This window comes from Methylophilus sp. 42 (genome assembly GCF_000384155.1).
GTDB lineage: Bacteria > Pseudomonadota > Gammaproteobacteria > Burkholderiales > Methylophilaceae > Methylophilus.
Window position 1 is genome coordinate 971,911 of the sequence record NZ_KB913031.1, and the last position, 18,876, is coordinate 990,786.

The following is an 18,876-nucleotide window of genomic DNA, read 5'->3' on the forward strand; positions in this document are numbered from 1 at the left end:
CGATGTTTAAGGTGGTTGTTCCTGCCCGTTTTGCCAGCACCCGTTTACCGGGTAAACCCTTACTGAATATCGCTGGTAAGCCGATGGTAATCCGGGTCGCTGCGCAGGCGGCAAAAAGTCTGGCGAATGAAGTCGTGATTGCGACAGATCATCTAGACATTATGCATTCTGCTCAGCAGCATGGCTTTAATGCCGTCATGACGCGTGAGGATCATGTGTCTGGCACGGATCGTATTGCTGAAGTGGTCGCAAAAATGGCTTGGCCGGACGATGTGATCGTGGTTAATGTGCAGGGCGATGAGCCACTGATAGATCCGCTATTGATTAATGAGGTCGCACAAACCCTGGCGAATGACCCGCAAGCCGTGATGTCCACCGCCTGCCATCCTATCCATGAGGCAGAAGTTTTCGATAACGCAAACGTGGTCAAAGTGGTATTAAATGCAAAACAACAAGCTTTGTATTTTAGCCGTGCTGCAATCCCGTTTCCGCGTGATGCGGAATACAGGCAAAGTCCTGCTGCCTATCGCCATATTGGTATCTATGCCTATCGTGTGGGCTTCTTAAAACAATATGCCAGCCTGCCAGTGACTACACTGGAGAAAATTGAAAGCCTGGAGCAATTACGCGTGTTGTATCACGGTTACCAGATTGCAGTCACGGTCACGGATCATGCTCCTGCGAGCGGAGTCGATACGCAAGATGATTTAGACTTGGTTAGGGAAGTATTTGCTGCGTCGCTTGCTTGATTGCCAGCCGACCAAAATAAAAAAGCCTGCATCAGCAGGCTTTTTTATTGGCGCTTTTTAAGCACGCATTATTAGTTTTTTCTTTGACGGCGTACAGCAATCGCACCCATCAAAGCCAAACCGGCGAACATCATGCCGTAAGTTTCTGGTTCTGGCACTGGTACAGTGATTGGGTTGATGGTGTAGCTGCCTTCGTAATGACCACCGGCAATCAGGTTGAACTGCAGTGTATAGTTGCCTGCAGCCAGGTTAGACACGCTGAATGTGTATCTGGTCAAGTCCAGGTCTACCAATGGTGTCAGGATAGGCGCATAAGTAAATGTATCGTCTGCATCACTGATGATTGTCAGGCCTTGATACAAACCGGAGTTGTTTTCGTGCAGCAATCTCAGGCTTGGGTCCAACACGCCGGTCAGATCAAAGCTGCCGTCCAGGTAAGAAATGTTGATTTTTACAGTGTGGGATAAGCTGGTACCTGGGTGATCATTACCGCTGAATGTTGTAGTGGTGGCAAAAGCAGAGGTGCTGGCCAACAGTGATGCTGCGACTAACAGATTCTTAAACATGATTTTTCCCCGATTGATATTTTTAAAATGTTGCTGAGACGGATTATGACAACCTGGCGTCAGCAGGGAAATAGCCCGTTAGGGTCAGCACATGGCTGGGGTCTTGGGGATGGCGCTATCGAGCGTCAGGTTCTGAAGATAAAGTAGACTGCGCCCATCATGCACAGGCCTGCCCACACATAGTCCCATTTAAGTGGTTGCTGCATATACATCACCGCAAAGGGGACAAAGATGACCAGCGTAATCACCTCTTGCAGGATCTTGAGCTGTGCCAGGTTGAGCTGGGTAAAGCCAATGCGGTTGGCGGGCACCTGAAAGCAATACTCAATCAGGGCAATGCTCCAGCTGGCAATAATGGCAATCCACAGTGGCTTTTGGTGCAGGTCGCGCAAATGGCCATACCAGGCAAACAACATAAACAGGTTGGCTGCCGAGAGTAACAGTACGGTTTTAATCAGGGTGTAAGACATACCAGGCGCCATGCCACGTCACTGTGTGACGCATTGCGCTGCGTCACACGATATATTGATTGAATTAAATAGCAGCTTCGCCAGTTTCGCCGGTTCTGATGCGGATGACCTGTTCGACAGAAGTAACAAAAATCTTGCCATCGCCAATTTTGCCGGTGTGTGCAGCTTTGATAATTGCTTCGATCGCGCCATCTACCATGTCAGTGGCTAAAATAACTTCAATTTTGATTTTTGGCAGGAAATCCACCACATACTCTGCACCGCGATAAAGCTCGGTGTGGCCTTTTTGACGACCAAACCCTTTGACTTCTGTGACGGTCAAACCATTGACGCCAATGGCAGACAAGGCTTCACGTACTTCATCCAGTTTAAAGGGTTTAATGACGGCTTCTACTTTTTTCATACGCGCTCCGTGGATAAATCTTTGTCTAGTATTCTACGCAAGCAGTGCTTTTTATTCAAATGTCACAGTGATTTCGAATTAAAAAGCCAGATTGCAGGTAATTGGGTAGCGGCGGTCTTTGCCAAAGCCACGCTCGGTAATGCGCACGCCCACAGCGGCTTGCCTGCGCTTATATTCGTTGCGGTCTATCAGGCGCGTGACACGCTGTACGTCAGCCTGTGTGTAGCCCAGGCCGATAATGGCCTCTACGCTGAGGTCTTTTTCAACGTAGGCTTCCATAATGGCATCCAGTACCTCATAGGCTGGCAAACTGTCCTGGTCGGTCTGGTTGGCGCGCAGTTCTGCACTTGGCGCGCGCGTGATAATGCGCTCTGGAATCACCGGGCCTAACTGATTACGATAAGTGGCCAGTCGATATACCAGTGTTTTTGGCACATCTTTAATCAGGGCAAAGCCGCCAGCCATATCGCCATACAGTGTGCTATAGCCAACGGCCGTTTCAGACTTGTTGCCGGTGGTGAGCACCAGGCTGCCAAATTTGTTGCTGAGCGCCATGAGTAACATGCCGCGTATACGTGCCTGCAAATTTTCTTCAGTGGTGTCAAATGCTTTGCCCGCGAATTCATCAGCCAAGGTGGCACAAAAGCCTTCAAACAGCGGCTTGATGGGTAATACGCTGTAATCGACGTCTACCAGGTGCGCCATTTCAGCAGCATCTTCGACGCTGATCCCGGCGGTAAATTCTGATGGCATCATCACTGCTTTGACGCGTTCTTTGCCCAGCGCATCGACGGCAATCGCCAGCGTCAGCGCAGAGTCTATACCGCCGGACAGTCCCAGCACGACGCTCGGGAACTTGTTTTTGTTGACGTAATCCTGCAAGCCCAGCACCAAGGCTTTGTATACAGTTGCCTCTGTCGATAATGGTTGGCTGATGTCTGTCAGTATTGGTTGCGTTTGTTGCAGGGTGAGGTAACCCAGGTGTTCTTCAAACATCGGCAGTTCTTGTACTAACGCACCCTGACTATTCATGCTGAACGAGGCACCGTCAAACACCAGTTCATCCTGGCCGCCAACCATATTGGCATAAACTATCGCCAGGCCGGTTTCCTTGATACGGTCACGCAGTACCTGATAACGGGTTTGTTGCTTGTGTAAGTGGTAAGGGGAGGCATTGATGGTCAACAGCACTTGTGCTTCCGCTTGCAAGGCTTGCAGCGCCGGTGCTGGTTCCCAGCTATCGGCACAAATTAAAATGCCGTAACGTACGCCATGCCATTCAAATACGACGGGCAGATCGCCCGCTTCAAAATAACGCTCTTCATCAAAGACGCTATAGTTGGGCAGGTTGTGTTTGTGGTAGGTGGCCTGGATTCTGCCAGAGTGGATCACCGAGGCCGCGTTATACCGTTTGCCTGCGACCGTGTGTGGATGACCGATCACCACTGCGATATCGGTTGGCAACTGTTGTTCTAACCACTGCAGGGCGCGCTGGTTGGCGGCATAAAAATCTTGCCTGAATAGCAGGTCTTCAGGCGGATAACCGCAAAGTGCCAGCTCTGGTGTGAGTAACAGTCTTGCACCTGCCTCATGGGCCTGATTAGCGAGCGCCAGGATACGTTCTGCATTTTGCTGCATGGCACCAACCATGCAGTTCATTTGAGCAATTGCGAGTTTCATGATGCCCTATTTATTGAGTGCTTGAGTGGTCAGTACTTGCCACCAGCCGCTTTAATCAGCTCTACCATGGCAGGATTCTGGCCTTTCAGTGCGTAGACATAAGCGGTGAGTCCATATTGGTCGCGGGTTTTGACATTGGCCTCATGTTCCAATAACAGGCGCGCCATGTCAGGTGAGTTGTTGCTCACCGCCAAATGCAGCAATGGCGTGCCTTCACTGTCTTTGTGGTCAACATCCGCCTTATGCTCCAGTAATGCTTTGGCGACTTCGGTTTGATTTTTAGTGACCGCCCAGGTCAATGCCGTCCATTCGTGCTCGTCCTCTTCATCCACTTTGGCGCCATGCTCCAGCAGGTAAATGGCAGCAGGGGTAAAGCCTTCCCTGGCGGTGATCATTAAAGCGGTGGTGCCGAGTTTGTCTTTGAGGTTGGCATCTGCGCCGTGGCTTAAAATTGAGGTGATGGTAGGCACATCACCACTTTTTGCGGCATACATGAGCACGGTTTTACCATCTGAAGAACGTACATTGGCGTCAAAGCCACGTTCAATAATGAGGCCCACGACTTCGCTATAACCAGAGGTCGCCGCCAGGCCGAGCGCGCTCCAGCCAGCCGGATCGCGTACTTTGACGTCCGCGCCTTTTTCCAGCAATGCTTTCACCGCGTCAATATTATTCTTTTTCGCCGCAAACATCAGTGCGGTCCAACCACCTTGATCTTTGGCATTGATGTCGGCGCCATGGGCCAGCAGTTCACGTATGACTTCAGCCTGGTTTTTGCGGGCGGCATACATGATGGGCGTGATTTTTTCACTGTCAGTCACATTGGGGTTGGCACCACTTTTAAGCAGTGCCTTGACCGTGGCAAGGTCGCCTTTGGACGACGCGATCAACAGGTAGGAAATATTGGCGCTTGGTTCTATGCTGGTTTCATCAACGGGTGCTTTTTTGGCAGCCTGTGCAGGCAGCGGCAAGGATAGCCCCAGCAACAGGCTGGCGCTCATGCAAAGAGCGCCAAGCCGATGGGTGGTCTGAGGACGATGCTTCATGCCGTTTCCTTTGTTTATGTTGTCGCGCGTTTGATGGCTTCGAGTACTGCTTCACCCAGGCCAGCAGGGGAGGCGGCAACCACGCAGCCAGCGGATTCCAGGGCGGAGATTTTATCTTCCGCTTTACCTGAGCCGCCCGAAATAATGGCACCGGCATGGCCCATGCGCTTGCCTTTTGGTGCAGTCAGGCCTGCGATATAAGCGGCCACTGGTTTGGTGACGTGATGCTTGATAAAGTCAGCCGCAGCCTCTTCATCGCTACCACCAATTTCGCCGACCATAATAATGGCTTCAGTTTCAGGGTCTTTCTGAAAGAGTTCCAGGCACTCAATAAAGTTCAGGCCTTTGATCGGGTCGCCACCAATGCCGACACAGGTGGTTTGACCCAAGCCCAACGCAGTCGTTTGATGCACGGCTTCATAGGTCAGGGTGCCAGAGCGGGATACCACGCCAACTTTACCGCGTTGATGAATGCTGCCCGGCATAATGCCTATTTTACATTCGCCAGGCGTGATGATGCCCGGGCAGTTGGGGCCAATCAGCCTGGTGCCGTTGGCACGCAAAGCGGCTTTTACATTCAGCATGTCCAGTACCGGGATGCCTTCTGTGATGCACACAATGAGCTCAATGCCAGCATCTGCCGCTTCCAGGATAGAGTCAGCCGCAAATGGCGGTGGCACGTAAATCACGCTGGCATTGGCCTGGGTTGCTTTCACCGCTTCGCGCATGGTGTTGAATACAGGTAGGTCCAGGTGTTGTTGGCCGCCTTTGCCTGGCGTCACACCGCCCACCATTTTGGTGCCATAGGCCAGTGCCTGTTCAGAGTGAAAGGTGCCTTGTTTACCGGTGAAGCCCTGGCACAATACTTTGGTATTTTTATCAACTAAAATCGCCATGACTACACACCTTTACTCACTGCTTTGACCGCGTGCTGGGCCGCATCCGTCAGGCCCTCCGCAGAAATAATATTCAAGCCACTGTCGCGCAGCATTTGCTTGCCCAGTTCAACATTGGTGCCTTCAAGGCGAACCACAACAGGAATCGTCATGCCGACTTCGCGCACGGCTGTGATGATGCCGGTCGCGATAATGTCGCAACGCATGATGCCACCAAAAATGTTGACCAGAATGGCTTTAACATTGCTATCTGCCAGAATAATTTTAAAGGCTTTAGTCACAGTCTCTGCCGTGGCGCCACCGCCCACATCCAGAAAGTTGGCAGGCATGCCGCCGTGCAGCTTGATCAGGTCCATGGTCGCCATGGCCAGGCCAGCACCGTTGACCATACAGCCAATATTGCCATTCAGGGCAATATAGTTGAGACCACTGTGGTGGGCTTCGGCCTCTTTGGTGTCGTCCTGCGACCAGTCGCGGATTTCGGCAAAGGGTTTTTGGCGATACAGTGCGTTGTCATCGACGGTCATTTTGCAGTCGAGCGCGACCAACTTGCCATCTGCGGTGACAATCAGCGGATTGATTTCCAGTAGTGCCAGGTCATTGTCTTTAAACAGTTTGTACAAGCCTTTGGCCAGTTTGGTAAACGCGCCAATCTGCTCACCACTTAACCCCAGGCTAAATGCCAGGTTGCGGGCCTGGTAATCCACCAGGCCATTGAGCGGGTCGCAGACTTCCTGCAGGATTTTTTCCGGCTGCGTGGCAGCAATTTCTTCGATATCCATACCGCCTTCACTGGAGGCGACCATGACCACGCGTTCCAGCGTGCGGTCAACCAGCATGGACAAGTACAGCTCGCGTGCAATCGGCAACGTCTGTTCAACCAGCACCTGATGCACCGGTTGACCATCAGGGGCATTCTGGTAGGTCACCAGATGCTTGCCAAGCAAACTACCGGCAACTGTTTGTGCTTCAAGCGCGGATTTCACGACCTTGACGCCACCTGCCTTGCCACGCCCGCCCGCATGCACTTGTGCCTTGACGACCCAGGCTTCACCACCTAATTCTTTGGTGGCAGCGGCAGCAGCTTCTTCGGATTGGACGACCAGACCGGCCGGGGTTGCCAAACCATACTTTTGCAGTAATTGTTTGGCCTGGTATTCGTGCAGATTCATGAGCGTGAGCGCTTTTTATGATTAAGCGCCTATTTTCGCGCAAATGGGCGCTCAAGGCTAGACCACAGGCAAAAAAACCGTGATGCGAGTATGCGATTTTATACGTATATCGTTGCTGGTGTCAGGTATGTAAGACTTTGCAAAAAATGCCTGCGTTAAAGCGTTAGCCCATATTGACTATTGGCATTCGTCATCGCTTTCAATATAGTTATCGTAGTAATATTTTATACATAAAAAATTATTGGAGAGTGATCATGTTGAAAAAACTACTATTAGTTTCGGCAATGGCTGTATCAATGCACGCGAATGCGCTGGTATTGAATGTTTCTGGTGTCGATGTGAACGGCGCCTCGCTCGATAAAACGACCATTATTAATCTTCCTAGCCAAAGTACTATTTTTGATTTTTTTGGTAGCTTGGATCTCAGTAAAAAATTACAGGAAAGCAATAATGCTGGTGCAGTATTTGGCTTGTATTTAAACACGCCTGGCACAGGAACGCTGCTGAAACCACTTGCTGATTTCACTGCGTCTGCCGGTGATGTTTACAGTTTTAATTTCACCAACCTGGCAGCTGGTGATTACAGCTTGCGTTTTAACGTGACTGGTGGCGGTAGCTATGCTTTGACCTCTACGATCAATACGGTGACCACACCTGTGCCTGAAGCTAACACTTACAGCATGATCATATTAGGCCTGGGTGTCATGGGGGCTGTAGTGAGCCGTCGCAAACTGATTTGATTGATTTATCTCCTTGTATGTAAAAAAGCCGTTTAACGCTTAGCGTTAAACGGCTTTTTTGTTGCGGTGGGCTGGCACGCGATTCAATCGCGCCACTAGTCCAGATTGTTACTGGTTCAAATCCTGCGCCCAGGCATTGCCATACACTTTTCCATTACGTGACAGCACCAGCATCTGATACATGCTGACTACCCACATATAGCTGGAAGCCAGGCTATAGCCAACACCACCGATAATGGTCAGCCAGGCAAAATGCGGTGACAGCTTGGTCAGCCACCAGGACATGACGTCAACAATCAGGAACGCAAACGGGAAGGCGATGGCGACGATTTTGGCGGTTTTAGGCACGTTAACCGCAAAGCTGAAAATCAGGCCGATAAAAAAGAAAATAAAACTGATGCCAAACAGGTGGATATGTGAGACACGGGTCAGGCCGCTAATCGTGGCGCCTTCATTCACTTCAGCACGTGATTTCACTTCTTCATACTTGGTGAAGTTGGGAATGCCGGGAATGTTGCTGTGGCAGACAATACAATGCTGGGCAAAGATTTGCTTGTAATGTGATTCCCACTGGTCTTCTGGTGCACCTTGCTGTGCCCATTTGATGATGTCCTGGCGCACTTCCAGCGGTGCTTTGTCAGACATGGAGCCATTTAACTTGCTGGCCAGTTTAGTACCGCTGCGGTCGCCATAATAGCTGTAGACAATATCGTTGACGGATAAGCCGAATTTGCCATCAGCCATACCGTGTGTGAGCATGATTTGCAAACCAGCCATGCACAAGCCAACGCCAATCACTAGCAGGTAACCGATAAACAGCGCTTTAAGTGGCAATGGCAGGTTGGGCAGGTTCAGCCATGGCAATATTTGTGAGTCTTGTTTCATACGTTTCCCGGGGTTTTTTAATTTGCTTGCAAGCATACCATCGCTTGTGGCATTCCAAAAACAGAAATACTCCTTAAAAACAGCCTGTTCTCAGCGTTTATGTAGGCAACTGGTATAATCGCGCTTTTGTTTAATTAGTGATTTTTATCATGCGTTTAGTGGTTCAAGGTCCTGCCATCAGCATGGCACATTTGTCTCATATTCATGGCTTGGTCGGTGGGCATACGCAGTTTATGCAAGTGGCGCAACATGCGTATTACCTACCGGTCGCAGAGGGGGAATACCTCGATGTGAAGGCATTTTGTACCAGCCAGCAGATTGATTGCGCCATTGTGCAGGATGCCCACCGCCTGCCAAACATAGGTCTGTGCGTCATGGACATGGACTCGACCCTGATTGCCATTGAGTGTATTGATGAAATTGCCGACATGATGAACCTCAAGCCGCAAGTGGCCGAGATCACCGAGGCTGCCATGCGCGGTGAGCTGGATTTTGCTGCCAGTTTGCGCAAGCGTGTGTCCTTGCTCAAAGGCTTGCCAGAGACAGCGCTACAACGCGTGATCGAGGAGCGCTTAACCTTTAATCCAGGCGCGCAAGAGTGGATTAATACCTGCAAGCAACATGGCATTAAAACCATGGTGGTGTCTGGCGGCTTTACCTTTTTCGCCAATTATGTCAAAGATACGCTAGGGCTGGATTATGCCGTCTCCAATACGCTGGAAATTGTCGATGGCAAATTGACCGGCCAGGTGCTGGGCGATATTGTAGATGCCCAGCGCAAGGCCGATGAGTTATTGAATCTGCGCGAAGCACTCGGTCTGGATGCCACGCAAACCATCGCCATTGGTGATGGCGCCAATGACCTGACTATGATGGCCGTGGCTGCGGTCGGTGTGGCTTATCACGCCAAACCAGTGGTGCAGCAGCAAGCCATGTATGCACTGAATGTGGTAGGCCTGGATGGCGTCGCCAATCTGTTGACCATCTAGTTGCTGCGCTCAGTCGATCAATGAGAGGCAGTCTGCTAGGATGGTTTTTTAAATAAATAATTGATTTATTTATACTTTTCTTAAAAAATCGTTTGCTATTGTGGCGATTAACGTGCATAGTGTGCCCACGCGAAGTTCAAGCATTGTTGTTTTCTCTGGTGTTATCTTTCGGTTCTATCGTTAATCCCGCTACTTGACCCTCGCCTTTAATTAGGGGAAACCCATTCATTTTTTAAGGAATTATTATGGCAACAGGTATTGTGAAGTGGTTTAACGATGCAAAAGGGTTTGGTTTCATTACGCCAGATCAAGGTGGCGATGACTTATTTGCGCATTTCTCAGCGATTCAATCTGCTGGTTTTAAAAGCCTGGCAGAAAATCAGCGTGTTTCTTATGAAGAAACAACAGGCCCTAAGGGTAAACAAGCGTCAGCCATTCAAGTGATTGCTTAAGCACGTGCGTTTGGGTGAATTCACCCCCGGATAAAGCCCGTTTGTACGGGCTTTTTTGTTTTTTATTTTAAGGATACCTCATGGCTAAGGAAGAGTTGATTGAAATGCAGGGCGCAGTGACGGAAATATTGCCAGATGCGCGCTATCGCGTGACGCTGGATAACGGCCATCAGCTGATTGCTTACACTGGCGGCAAAATGCGCAAACATAAAATACGTATTCTGGCTGGCGACAAAATCACCATTGAAATGTCACCCTATGATATGGGTAAAGGGCGCATTACTTTCCGTCATCTACCGCCACGCAAGCCTTCATAAAAAACATTTAGTGGGTCTCTGCATTTAAGTAGGCCAGTTCAATTTCGCTAAACCCCGCCTGCTTACGCGCTTCCATGTTAAACGGTGGCCGCAGCTTGGGCGCTTGATATTGTTGGCGCAAGGTTTCAAACGTCGCGACGATATCTAATCCGCGTTGGTCACATAAATATTGAAACCAGCGGTTGCCAATGGCGACATGGCCGATTTCGTCACGCAGGATAATATCCAGAATCGCGGCGGCGGCATGGTCACCTGCTTGCGACAGTTTCTGTTTGAGCGGGGGCGTGGCATCCAGGCCGCGCGCTTCCATGGTACGCGGCACCAGCGCCATGCGCGCCAGTACATCGGATTGCGTTTTTTCGACCATCTCCCACAGGCTGTTGTGACCATCAAAGTCACCATAGTCAAAGCCCAGTGTTTGCAGATGCGCGCGTAGCAGCGAGAAGTGGTAAGCCTCTTCTTTGGCGACTTGCAGCCAGTCACGGTAATAGTCTTCCGGCATATCGGCAAAGCGCCACACCGCATCCAGCGCCAGGTTAATGGCATTGAATTCAATATGCGCTAATGCATGTATCAGCGCCGCACGGCCTTCGGCCGTATTCATGGCGCGACGCTGTACTTGCTTGGGCGGCACCAGATGAGGCTTTTCCGGCCGGCCTGGAATGGATTGTACTGGCGCGGTCAGCGTGAGATGGGCGTTGTAGTCGAGATTAGTTTCCCAAAGCAAAGTCACTTGCTGGCATTTTTGTTGCGGATCACTGAGGGTCAGTGCTTGCAGGGCGAGGGTTCTCAGGCAGGATGTCATAGCGTTGGAATTTTACCGTGAATTGGCTGCCGATGTGATGCGTGATTGGGTGAGGCAGCCCGGCCGAGACGGTGATGCTGGCATTGTGGTGTTCTGCAATTTCGGCGACGATGGCCAATCCCAGCCCACAACCGTTGCCCTGATTGGGGTCTAGGCGGTGAAAACGCTCAAAGATCAGCGCTGTCTGGTCGGCAGGGATGCCGACGCCGCTGTCAGACACTTGTAACAGCAGAGACTGCTCACTTTGCCATAAGCGGATGGCAAGCAGGCCTTGTTCTGGCGTGTACTGGATGGCGTTCTCGAGCAAATTATTGAGCATTTCCGACAGCATCAAGGCATCCCCCAACACCTTGTCCTGCTGCGTTTCAATCAGCACTTCCAGTTCCAGTTGTTTATCTGAAGCCGGGCCTATCCAGCGCGCGCACTCTTCATAAATAATACTGGTCAGCGACACGGGCTGAACGATCAGCTGGCTACTGGCGGCATCGGTTCTGGCCATGCTCAACAAGCGTTGAATCAGGTGTGATAAACGTGTTGTGCTGCGTAGCATGTAATTCAATGGTTCCTGCACCGCCTCTGGTGGATGGCTTCTGAGAGCGAGTTCCGCTTGTGTTTGCAAGCCTGCAATCGGTGTGCGTAATTGATGCGAGGCGTCGGCAATAAATTGCTGTTGTTGCTGCAAACCCGCTTTTACCCGCGACAGCAGGGCATTCATGGCATGCAACAGGGGGTGCAGCTCCAATGGCGAGTAACTGGTGTCTAGCGGACTGAGGTCGCGGTGGGAGCGCTGATGTAAAGATTCCCTGAGGTCTTGCATGGGTTTTAGCGCAAAGTGGATGCCCAGTTCAATCACAATCGCTGCCAACAGCATCATCAGCACTTGCGGTAGCAGCATTTCTTCCACCATTTCTGCCACCATGGCATCGCGTTTGCCAGTAGTTTCTGCCATAGTGATCAGGATATTGCGCGCATTGATCGCTTTGCTTTCGGGCAGGCCAAAGGTCACGGCGCGAATGGCTTCACCTTTGTAGAGGCTGTTGTAATAAATCTGCTGGTTGCCCGCGGGCGGTTTGGTGGGGAGTGGCAGATTGGCTTCACCGAACACCAGTTTGCCGCGCGGCCCGATAATGCGGATATAAATGCGGTCACCTTCGTTGTAACTGAGTAGGTGGCTGGCGACTTCGGGAATTTCAATTTTGACTTCGTTGTTGGCGTCGATAATGACTTCATCAGCCAAGGCAAGCACGGTACGCAACAACGACTGGTCATAAGCTTGTGTCGCATAGTGCAAGGCGCGTGAGTAAGAGAGGGCGGCAGACACCCCGAGTACCAGCAGCATGGGCAACAGTAGCCACAAACGCAGCTGGTTTTTGAGTGAACGTGGTCCCATGTATTCAATGAGTCATTAAAGGCTTAAATGTTCGGCTTCCAGCATATAGCCCAAACCACGCACAGTGCGGATGTGGGCGCCGCTGGGTTCAATTTTCTTGCGCAGGCGGTGAATATACACCTCAATGGCATTGTCACCCAGGGTTTCGTCCCAATTGCATAAAGACTCCATGATTTGCTCTTTGGCAATGATTTTACCCATACGCATCATCAGTGTTTCCAGCAGGTTGAGTTCGCGTGCCGATAGGGTAATCAGTTGGTCATTAATACTGGCTAGTTTATTAGCGACATCGAGTTTTAGGTTGCCACACTGTAATGGCAGGTTGTTGCCCAGTTTACTACGGCGTATCAGTGCACGTACGCGTGCTTCAAGTTCTTCGAGGTGAAATGGTTTGGTCAGGAAGTCATCAGCGCCCAGATCCAGCGCCTGCACACGCGTGGCTACATCCTCACGTGCGGTCAAAATCAGCACCGCAATCGCGTTAGCCTGCTGGCGCAGGTGCGATAACAACTGCATGCCATCCATCGTGGGTAATCCAAGGTCCAGAATCACCATATCGTATACGTCATCCTGAATGGCGCGTAAGGCTTGTTTGCCATCGGTGACGTGATCAACCGCGTATTGTGACTGGCTGAGGGCACGCACCAGTCCATTCGCAATCACTAAATCATCTTCCACAATTAATAAACGCATCGCTGATATCCGCTGGTCTGAATATGCCCAGTGTACCTCAATGCTGGCGGGTTTTTCGTTTGTAAGTTTGCTGCAAGCCAGACGTAAGTTAGCTGTAAGGAGAGCAGCGTATTGTGCAAGGGTGGACAGCGCAATACAAGCCACGATGCCATTAAACACAGAATATTAAATGAGCAGCAGCGATTAAGGAGCGATCATGATCAAGACCCTGTTAGTCATGTCGGGATTCATTCTTTCAGCCTATGCCCTGGCCGGGACCAACCCCTCGCCACATGATCAGGTTGAAATGCAGAAACATTTGAAAGTAGCCAGACACGCTGTTGCGCAGCCAGCGGTCAACTCCCAAAAGGAGGTTGACAAAAAAACTGCGCAAACCAAGTAACTGCGAAGTTGCCTAAGCGTACTGAATTCCCTGCAGTGCGTTGAAGCAATCAGCGGTTTCGTGTGTATCCTCTCACTTTAACCACGCGCAAGCGTGGTTTTTTTTATGTGTGATTTGGAATATGTGGATTTGGGCTTGCGCCAGGTCCTGGTGCAAGCCCACCAAGTCAACGTCTAACGTAAATCTATAATATCCAGCTTGCCTGCCTTCATGTCCGGCACCAGCAAATGGTGGTCATCTTGTGTCAGCGCAATATCTGCGGCAGATTGGTAACCTTCTTTGATCAGGGTGACTTTATGTTGCTGGTCAATGCGGAATACTTTGCCTGACTTCCAGTCACTGACATAAATCGTGCCATTTGCCTGTTTGACAATGCCATCGCCACCACCCAGGCCGCTGGCCACTTCATCCAGTTTTTTGCTCAACAGGTTGTAGTTGTAAAGCACGCCAGAAGTGAAGTCGACCAGCAGCAAATGCTCACCTTTGGCATCGGCCAGCAAACCATTTGGGGCTAAAATACGTGCATCGATCGTGCCGTCTAGCAGCAAACTCAGCTGACGTTGAGGTGTGACTTTATAAATAATGCCGCCTTTGCCGCTGCCCAGAATATCACCACTGTCACTGATATACAGGTTGCCATTGGCATCTGCGCTCAGGTCGTTGAGAAATTGTGGCACTTTGGGAAAATCAGTCGCTGCTAAAAACACCTCCGCGCTGGCAGGGGATTGGTTCAGTGCGACACGCAATACACGCGTTTTGTCGGCAATATATAAATCATTGCCGATCAGCACCAGCCCTTTAGGGTCATCCAGGCCTTGTACCAAGACCGAGGTTTTACCATGGTCGATGACGCGAATTTGGCCGTCACCATCCTGGCCAAAGCCATTGATTTCAGACACGTAGATTTTGCCGTCGGCGGCTTGCACAACAGATTCCGGCGTCAGCAAGCCACTTACAGGCGCTAAGCCATGCGCGTGGCTGTGGCTGGTGATCGTCAGTAAGCAGGCAGCGACTAAGCTTGAGATTGCGCTAGAGGTCAAGACACGGCGAGGCTGGAAAAACAACATAAACACTCCTAGAAAAAGGCTTTAGGTTGGGATAAGGTATTAATACTATTGCACAAAGCCTCGTAGGTTTGTACCGGTGCTTGTGCCAGGGATTGCTGGAAAGCAGGATTTTGCTGCAATTGCTGAATCACCTGGTCAAATGCTTGCTGGTAAGACTTATGTGTCGAGTGCTCCACATTGTAAGTCAGCCAGCCACGTGATTGGCCTTCGCCCTTGACTGTCAGCAGCGGTTTTCCCAGAGCACTGTCTGCGGCAGGCTGGTTATACACCTTGGCAGTGATTTCGCTGTAAAACACACCCGTTTGCGGGTTATAGAACATATTGGGTTCAATCACTACCAGCGCCTGGCCTTTGGCTTCGGCCTCACAACTGGAGGTGGTAAAGTTTTGCGCCTGAAAGCTGCTCAAGCCGACAGCTTCAGCTGCTTCGGCACGGTTATGCCAATAGTTGAGGTAGGGATTCAACAGGCGTACCGGATGCTGGTAAAAAGACTCTGGCACCTGAATGACCAAAGCCGGTTGCGTACCCGCCTGGCTAAGGCTGATCCAGCCCAGGCAGAGTGCGCTACTGATAGACAACAAAATGCGTTTCATATATTACTCCTGAAAATATCCTTGCAGCGGTGGCTACAGGTTGCGAATACGGTAAATCCAGCCGGTCAGGTCATCTGACACATATAGCCAGCCATCGGCACCGACGATCACATCTATCGGTCGTCCCCAGGCGCGTTTGCCTTGCAGCCAGCCACTAATGAATGGGACGCTTGCCACGGGCTGTTGGTTCCTGAATTGTACACGCAGCAAGGCGTAGCCGCTGGGTTGTTTGCGGTTCCACGAACCATGCAAGGCCACAATCGCATCCTGTTGGATGTCGCCTGCTAACCGGCTTTGATGCAAAAAAGTGATGCCTATGGGCGTACTGTGTGCGGGGAGTGTTAGTACGGGCGCTTGCGCCTGTTGGCAAGCACCTGTTTCGCCAACAAAATTGGGGTCTTGCATCAGTTGCCCGGGCTGCGCGGGGTCGCTCCAGCAATACGGCCAGCCATAGTGCTGGCCTGCTTCAATCTTGTTCAGGTGCTCTGGTGGCAAGTCATCATCGACATGGCCATTTTTCTGCCCACTGCGATTATCAGCGCCATTGTTGGTGGCAAACATCTCTGCGCTTTGTGGTTGCCAGGCAAAACTTTGGCTGTTACGCAGCCCACGGGCCCAGATTGCACTTTGCGCATGACGGCCGACCGTCAGCAGCGCGCCAGCAGGGCGGCCATCTGCCGTATATCTTAGTATTGTTGCGCGCATCGGATTATCTTCGACACAGACATTGCAACTGGAGCCGACATTGATAAACAGATAACCGTCCGGCGAGATTTTGAGTGTTTTCAGGCTATGGCCACCGCTAGGCAGGTTGCGGATAAACGGTTGCGGGGCGCCCCAGCCATCACCTTGTTTGGGCAGTTTGACCACGCCGGTCTGTTCAGCCACCAGCAAGTCCTCTCCTAGCAAGGTGAGGCCGTGTGGCGCATTGAGGCCTTGGGCAATGACTTCTGCTTCCCCTTGTGCGTTTAAACGCACGATACGGCCGGTATCAGACAAGCTGACCAATAGCCGTCCCTGTGTGTCCAGCGCCAGCATGCGTGGAGCGCCTAAAGTACTGACATCACTAAATCGCTCTATCTTGAGCCCGGCGGGGACTTCCAGCGTCGATAAAGCAGCATCCACCTCTGGCGTTTGTGCCATGGCATAGTGCAAACCAATTGCCATGCACAAACCTGTCAATGCGATCAACAGTAAGCGCGAAACTTTATTGGGGGAAGAGGTTTGGGCGTGTGCTGCCGTCATGTCAATGTGTCTGCCCAGATGTTTTCTGCCCAGGCTTGTGCGTATTCGCCTTCCTGCACGCTGGCTTTGGCCGAAACGCCACCACCTTCGGCTGATACCATGGATTTCTTGGCTGGGTCATAACGATACACATTGGCCACGTGCATGGCTTGCTGGTTGTCGACAAAACTGTAGCAAGTGTTTGCGAACACAGGCAGCGGGTTAGGGGCATTGCCAGTTTGCAGGTCTATGATGGCGGCAGCGCACACTTTGGCTTGCGAGGTGGCCATATGCGCCGATTTTGGCAAGCCTGCCGAAATACTGTCGCCGATGATATGTACATCAGCTTGCAGGCTCGATGCATACGTCACAAAGTCGACTTCGCACCAGCGACCATCGACATTATTCAGGCCCGCCACTTGCGCGACTTTGCCGGCCAATTGCGGCGGAATCACATTCAGCACGTCTGCTTTCACCGTTTCAAAATCAGTTTTAATGGTTTTGCTGGCAGCATCCAGTCGCAGGATTTCGCTATTGTTATGGTATTCAATGATGCCCTGGTAGGCACCATTGAAGCTTTGCAAAAACAAGCCTTTTTTGGAGGTGATGTCGGCATTGGCATCCAGGATAATCACTTTGCTGCGCGGTTTGTGCTGTTTGAAATAATGCGCAACCTGGCAGGCCCGTTCATATGGGCCGGGTGGGCAGCGGTAAGCGCCGGTTGGAATGGTCATCACAAACACGCCTCCATCAGGCATGCTCTCCAGTTGCTGCCGCAGTTGCAGCGTTTGTTTGCCCGCTTTCCATGCATGTGGAATATCGGCGACCGGGGCAGACATGCCTGGAATCTTGCTGTAATTGAAATCAACACCAGGTGCGAGTATCAGGCGGTCGTAGCTGAGATTGCCACGCGCGAGTTGCACTTGTTTATTCACAAGGTCAACTGACGTCACACTGTCTTGTATCCAGTGCAGCCCATGTTGTTTGCGTGATAAATCATAAGCAAAACTTAATTGATCCAGCGTGCGGCTACCACCTAGCACCAGGTTGCTTTGCGGGCAGGAGATAAATTGCGGGTTGGGCTCAATGATGGTGACTTTGAGGTTGCCCATGCTCCAGGCGCGTAAGTATTTGGCGGCGGTGAGGCCTGCAAATCCTGCGCCGACTATCACTACATGGCCTAGGGGTGGTTTGCTGGCACGCGCAAAAGCGGGCAGGCCATAAAAGGCGAGTCCGCCATAAATCACTGAGCGCACAAATTGCCTGCGTGTTGCGCTGACGGGATGGGTGGTCAAGATAGAATCCGGCTGCATTATTGTGCCCCCAGGAATGATTGATGTGGCAAGGCATGCGCTGTTTGTCTGGGCTGTTGTGCGAAATAGCTGGCCAGTGCGGTTATTTCTTCTGTAGTTAACCCTTTGGCGTGATGATGCATGACGGTAGAAGTCACCGAGCCATCTTTAAAGCCTTGCATGCGCTGCACAAAATAGGCTTGATTGAGGGCTGCAAGCGTAGGTGTGCCGCCCAGGCTATTGCCATTGGGCCCATGGCAGGCAGCGCAAGAGGCCGCCAGGGTATGAGTCGCCGAAGAGTCTTCTGCATGCGTCGATAGCGACCATATTGCAATGCAAGCCCATAGAATACGCGCGTATATCTGCTTCATGCTTCCCCCAGGATTGATTGTGAGTGATATTGATGTATCACATTATTCTAAATGGATGCCGAGGCGTGAGTGACTATGGTTACACAGCCTCAAAACAATTGCCTTAAAACAAAAACGGCCATGAATCTCATGACCGTTTTTGTTTAATATCGTAGCGAGTTGCCAGCGATTAAAAGCATTTTTCTTCCTGACAGCCATCGTTTTTGGTGCCAAGTTCAGTCAGCAGGTCGACCATTTTCTGGTCGTGTTCTTCTTTGAAATAACGCACCAGAGAGACATCGCCTTTGAGTTTGATATTCACATCAGCGCCGGCAGAGGCCAGGTATTTCATGGTAGCGGTATCGCCAATAAATGCAGACATATGGAAAGCCGTATTATGGCTGGCCGGGTGTACATAGTTCAGGTCAGCGCCTTTGGACACTAGGTATTTCACCACGTCCAGCTTGCCTTTTGATGCCGCCATTTGCAGTGGTTCCCAGGCAAAGAATTTCTGTTTTACCAAGGTCGGGTCAGCTTCAACAAACTTTTTGACCACTTTCACGTTACCACCGGTGAGTGCCTCGGTAAACTCCATATACTCCTCATCTGACAGGGCAAATGCCTGTAAGGCAAATGACAGTGAGAACAAGGCCACTAAAAACTTAACTGATTTCATAATCTCTCCAAACACCTGATTTTCATTTTTAAAAATAAC

The 18,876-nt window shown here is 51.0% G+C and carries 23 protein-coding genes; 6 read left to right on the forward strand and 17 right to left on the reverse strand.

Going from position 1 to position 18,876, the window contains the following annotated elements; all coding sequences use genetic code 11:
- Window positions 1-2 precede the first annotated feature (2 nt).
- Window positions 3-749: a 3-deoxy-manno-octulosonate cytidylyltransferase gene (gene kdsB / locus MET42_RS0104715; RefSeq protein ID WP_019881658.1), complete on the forward strand. Its 747-nt coding sequence runs from the start codon at window positions 3-5 to the stop codon at window positions 747-749.
- A gap of 71 nt (window positions 750-820) precedes the next feature.
- On the opposite strand, the gene MET42_RS0104720 is transcribed toward kdsB, so the two are convergent.
- From MET42_RS0104720 to sucC, 7 genes are all read right to left on the reverse strand, one after another.
- On the reverse strand, window positions 821-1,315 hold the full coding sequence (locus MET42_RS0104720; RefSeq protein ID WP_019881659.1) for an FxDxF family PEP-CTERM protein: 495 nt from the start codon (window positions 1,313-1,315) through the stop codon (window positions 821-823).
- A 125-nt stretch (window positions 1,316-1,440) separates the two neighbouring features.
- On the reverse strand, window positions 1,441-1,785 hold the full coding sequence (locus MET42_RS0104725) for a DMT family protein (protein WP_198289760.1): 345 nt from the start codon (window positions 1,783-1,785) through the stop codon (window positions 1,441-1,443).
- A gap of 64 nt (window positions 1,786-1,849) precedes the next feature.
- A complete protein-coding gene (locus MET42_RS0104730; RefSeq protein ID WP_019881661.1) occupies window positions 1,850-2,188 on the reverse strand; it encodes a P-II family nitrogen regulator in 339 nt (112 codons plus the stop codon).
- Window positions 2,189-2,266: 78 nt separating this feature from the next.
- Window positions 2,267-3,868 (reverse strand): NAD+ synthase, encoded by a 1,602-nt coding sequence (locus MET42_RS0104735; protein WP_029512322.1) that lies wholly within the window; start codon window positions 3,866-3,868, stop codon window positions 2,267-2,269.
- 29 nt (window positions 3,869-3,897) lie between these two features.
- Window positions 3,898-4,914 (reverse strand): ankyrin repeat domain-containing protein, encoded by a 1,017-nt coding sequence (locus MET42_RS0104740; RefSeq protein WP_232411319.1) that lies wholly within the window; start codon window positions 4,912-4,914, stop codon window positions 3,898-3,900.
- 14 nt (window positions 4,915-4,928) lie between these two features.
- Window positions 4,929-5,810, reverse strand: a complete 882-nt coding sequence (sucD, locus tag MET42_RS0104745) for a succinate--CoA ligase subunit alpha (protein WP_019881664.1) — start codon at window positions 5,808-5,810, stop codon at window positions 4,929-4,931.
- Between the two features lie 2 nt (window positions 5,811-5,812).
- On the reverse strand, window positions 5,813-6,982 hold the full coding sequence (gene sucC, locus MET42_RS0104750; protein ID WP_019881665.1) for an ADP-forming succinate--CoA ligase subunit beta: 1,170 nt from the start codon (window positions 6,980-6,982) through the stop codon (window positions 5,813-5,815).
- 254 nt (window positions 6,983-7,236) lie between these two features.
- Between sucC and MET42_RS0104755 the strand changes: the two genes are divergently transcribed.
- Window positions 7,237-7,722: a PEP-CTERM sorting domain-containing protein gene (locus tag MET42_RS0104755; RefSeq protein ID WP_232411322.1), complete on the forward strand. Its 486-nt coding sequence runs from the start codon at window positions 7,237-7,239 to the stop codon at window positions 7,720-7,722.
- A gap of 108 nt (window positions 7,723-7,830) precedes the next feature.
- Here the strand turns inward: MET42_RS0104755 and MET42_RS0104760 are convergent, their stop codons facing one another.
- Window positions 7,831-8,607: an elongation factor-1 alpha gene (locus MET42_RS0104760; protein WP_232411324.1), complete on the reverse strand. Its 777-nt coding sequence runs from the start codon at window positions 8,605-8,607 to the stop codon at window positions 7,831-7,833.
- A gap of 149 nt (window positions 8,608-8,756) precedes the next feature.
- Here MET42_RS0104760 and serB point away from each other — a divergent pair, with 149 nt between their 5' ends.
- The 3 genes from serB (at window position 8,757) to infA (ending at window position 10,365) form a co-directional block, all read left to right on the forward strand.
- Window positions 8,757-9,596: a phosphoserine phosphatase SerB gene (serB, locus tag MET42_RS0104765; RefSeq protein WP_029512324.1), complete on the forward strand. Its 840-nt coding sequence runs from the start codon at window positions 8,757-8,759 to the stop codon at window positions 9,594-9,596.
- 245 nt (window positions 9,597-9,841) lie between these two features.
- Window positions 9,842-10,048, forward strand: a complete 207-nt coding sequence (locus tag MET42_RS0104770; protein WP_019881669.1) for a cold-shock protein — start codon at window positions 9,842-9,844, stop codon at window positions 10,046-10,048.
- Between the two features lie 80 nt (window positions 10,049-10,128).
- Window positions 10,129-10,365, forward strand: coding sequence for a translation initiation factor IF-1 (gene infA / locus MET42_RS0104775; protein WP_019881670.1), 237 nt, complete (start codon window positions 10,129-10,131; stop codon window positions 10,363-10,365).
- Between the two features lie 7 nt (window positions 10,366-10,372).
- Here the strand turns inward: infA and MET42_RS0104780 are convergent, their stop codons facing one another.
- Genes MET42_RS0104780 through MET42_RS0104790 form a run of 3 tightly spaced genes read right to left on the reverse strand, consistent with a single transcriptional unit; the run spans window position 10,373 to window position 13,253 of the window.
- Window positions 10,373-11,170: a ferritin-like domain-containing protein gene (locus MET42_RS0104780; protein ID WP_019881671.1), complete on the reverse strand. Its 798-nt coding sequence runs from the start codon at window positions 11,168-11,170 to the stop codon at window positions 10,373-10,375.
- Window positions 11,121-12,560 (reverse strand): sensor histidine kinase, encoded by a 1,440-nt coding sequence (locus MET42_RS0104785; RefSeq protein WP_019881672.1) that lies wholly within the window; start codon window positions 12,558-12,560, stop codon window positions 11,121-11,123. Before MET42_RS0104785 ends, MET42_RS0104780 begins: the two co-directional genes overlap by 50 nt.
- Before the next feature lie 15 nt (window positions 12,561-12,575).
- Window positions 12,576-13,253 (reverse strand): response regulator transcription factor, encoded by a 678-nt coding sequence (locus MET42_RS0104790; protein ID WP_019881673.1) that lies wholly within the window; start codon window positions 13,251-13,253, stop codon window positions 12,576-12,578.
- 196 nt (window positions 13,254-13,449) lie between these two features.
- Here MET42_RS0104790 and MET42_RS0104795 point away from each other — a divergent pair, with 196 nt between their 5' ends.
- Window positions 13,450-13,635 (forward strand): hypothetical protein, encoded by a 186-nt coding sequence (locus MET42_RS0104795; protein WP_019881674.1) that lies wholly within the window; start codon window positions 13,450-13,452, stop codon window positions 13,633-13,635.
- 173 nt (window positions 13,636-13,808) lie between these two features.
- Here MET42_RS0104795 and MET42_RS0104800 read toward each other — a convergent pair whose 3' ends face one another.
- The 6 genes from MET42_RS0104800 to MET42_RS0104825 all read right to left on the reverse strand — a co-directional run bounded on the left by MET42_RS0104800 (window position 13,809) and on the right by MET42_RS0104825 (window position 18,837).
- On the reverse strand, window positions 13,809-14,702 hold the full coding sequence (locus tag MET42_RS0104800; RefSeq protein ID WP_019881675.1) for an SMP-30/gluconolactonase/LRE family protein: 894 nt from the start codon (window positions 14,700-14,702) through the stop codon (window positions 13,809-13,811).
- Window positions 14,703-14,710: 8 nt separating this feature from the next.
- Window positions 14,711-15,295, reverse strand: a complete 585-nt coding sequence (locus MET42_RS0104805) for a hypothetical protein (RefSeq protein ID WP_019881676.1) — start codon at window positions 15,293-15,295, stop codon at window positions 14,711-14,713.
- Between the two features lie 33 nt (window positions 15,296-15,328).
- Window positions 15,329-16,540: a PQQ-dependent sugar dehydrogenase gene (locus MET42_RS0104810; protein ID WP_019881677.1), complete on the reverse strand. Its 1,212-nt coding sequence runs from the start codon at window positions 16,538-16,540 to the stop codon at window positions 15,329-15,331.
- Window positions 16,537-17,832, reverse strand: a complete 1,296-nt coding sequence (locus tag MET42_RS0104815; protein ID WP_019881678.1) for an NAD(P)/FAD-dependent oxidoreductase — start codon at window positions 17,830-17,832, stop codon at window positions 16,537-16,539. Before MET42_RS0104815 ends, MET42_RS0104810 begins: the two co-directional genes overlap by 4 nt.
- Window positions 17,832-18,182 (reverse strand): c-type cytochrome, encoded by a 351-nt coding sequence (locus MET42_RS0104820; RefSeq protein ID WP_019881679.1) that lies wholly within the window; start codon window positions 18,180-18,182, stop codon window positions 17,832-17,834. The genes MET42_RS0104815 and MET42_RS0104820 overlap by 1 nt, the downstream gene beginning before the upstream one ends.
- A gap of 169 nt (window positions 18,183-18,351) precedes the next feature.
- Window positions 18,352-18,837 (reverse strand): ankyrin repeat domain-containing protein, encoded by a 486-nt coding sequence (locus MET42_RS0104825; RefSeq protein WP_019881680.1) that lies wholly within the window; start codon window positions 18,835-18,837, stop codon window positions 18,352-18,354.
- Window positions 18,838-18,876: the final 39 nt, after the last annotated feature.

Bases quoted from the DNA above. Each gene is read 5' to 3' on its own strand.
- kdsB (WP_019881658.1), top strand. From the start codon at position 3: ATGTTTAAGGTGGTTGTTCCTGCCCGTTTTGCCAGCACCCGTTTACCG.
- MET42_RS0104720 (WP_019881659.1), bottom strand. From the start codon at position 1,315: ATGTTTAAGAATCTGTTAGTCGCAGCATCACTGTTGGCCAGCACCTCT.
- MET42_RS0104725 (WP_198289760.1), bottom strand. From the start codon at position 1,785: ATGTCTTACACCCTGATTAAAACCGTACTGTTACTCTCGGCAGCCAAC.
- MET42_RS0104730 (WP_019881661.1), bottom strand. From the start codon at position 2,188: ATGAAAAAAGTAGAAGCCGTCATTAAACCCTTTAAACTGGATGAAGTA.
- MET42_RS0104735 (WP_029512322.1), bottom strand. From the start codon at position 3,868: ATGAAACTCGCAATTGCTCAAATGAACTGCATGGTTGGTGCCATGCAG.
- MET42_RS0104740 (WP_232411319.1), bottom strand. From the start codon at position 4,914: ATGAAGCATCGTCCTCAGACCACCCATCGGCTTGGCGCTCTTTGCATG.
- sucD (WP_019881664.1), bottom strand. From the start codon at position 5,810: ATGGCGATTTTAGTTGATAAAAATACCAAAGTATTGTGCCAGGGCTTC.
- sucC (WP_019881665.1), bottom strand. From the start codon at position 6,982: ATGAATCTGCACGAATACCAGGCCAAACAATTACTGCAAAAGTATGGT.
- MET42_RS0104755 (WP_232411322.1), top strand. From the start codon at position 7,237: ATGTTGAAAAAACTACTATTAGTTTCGGCAATGGCTGTATCAATGCAC.
- MET42_RS0104760 (WP_232411324.1), bottom strand. From the start codon at position 8,607: ATGAAACAAGACTCACAAATATTGCCATGGCTGAACCTGCCCAACCTG.
- serB (WP_029512324.1), top strand. From the start codon at position 8,757: ATGCGTTTAGTGGTTCAAGGTCCTGCCATCAGCATGGCACATTTGTCT.
- MET42_RS0104770 (WP_019881669.1), top strand. From the start codon at position 9,842: ATGGCAACAGGTATTGTGAAGTGGTTTAACGATGCAAAAGGGTTTGGT.
- infA (WP_019881670.1), top strand. From the start codon at position 10,129: ATGGCTAAGGAAGAGTTGATTGAAATGCAGGGCGCAGTGACGGAAATA.
- MET42_RS0104780 (WP_019881671.1), bottom strand. From the start codon at position 11,170: ATGACATCCTGCCTGAGAACCCTCGCCCTGCAAGCACTGACCCTCAGT.
- MET42_RS0104785 (WP_019881672.1), bottom strand. From the start codon at position 12,560: ATGGGACCACGTTCACTCAAAAACCAGCTGCGTTTGTGGCTACTGTTG.
- MET42_RS0104790 (WP_019881673.1), bottom strand. From the start codon at position 13,253: ATGCGTTTATTAATTGTGGAAGATGATTTAGTGATTGCGAATGGACTG.
- MET42_RS0104795 (WP_019881674.1), top strand. From the start codon at position 13,450: ATGATCAAGACCCTGTTAGTCATGTCGGGATTCATTCTTTCAGCCTAT.
- MET42_RS0104800 (WP_019881675.1), bottom strand. From the start codon at position 14,702: ATGTTGTTTTTCCAGCCTCGCCGTGTCTTGACCTCTAGCGCAATCTCA.
- MET42_RS0104805 (WP_019881676.1), bottom strand. From the start codon at position 15,295: ATGAAACGCATTTTGTTGTCTATCAGTAGCGCACTCTGCCTGGGCTGG.
- MET42_RS0104810 (WP_019881677.1), bottom strand. From the start codon at position 16,540: ATGACGGCAGCACACGCCCAAACCTCTTCCCCCAATAAAGTTTCGCGC.
- MET42_RS0104815 (WP_019881678.1), bottom strand. From the start codon at position 17,832: ATGCAGCCGGATTCTATCTTGACCACCCATCCCGTCAGCGCAACACGC.
- MET42_RS0104820 (WP_019881679.1), bottom strand. From the start codon at position 18,182: ATGAAGCAGATATACGCGCGTATTCTATGGGCTTGCATTGCAATATGG.
- MET42_RS0104825 (WP_019881680.1), bottom strand. From the start codon at position 18,837: ATGAAATCAGTTAAGTTTTTAGTGGCCTTGTTCTCACTGTCATTTGCC.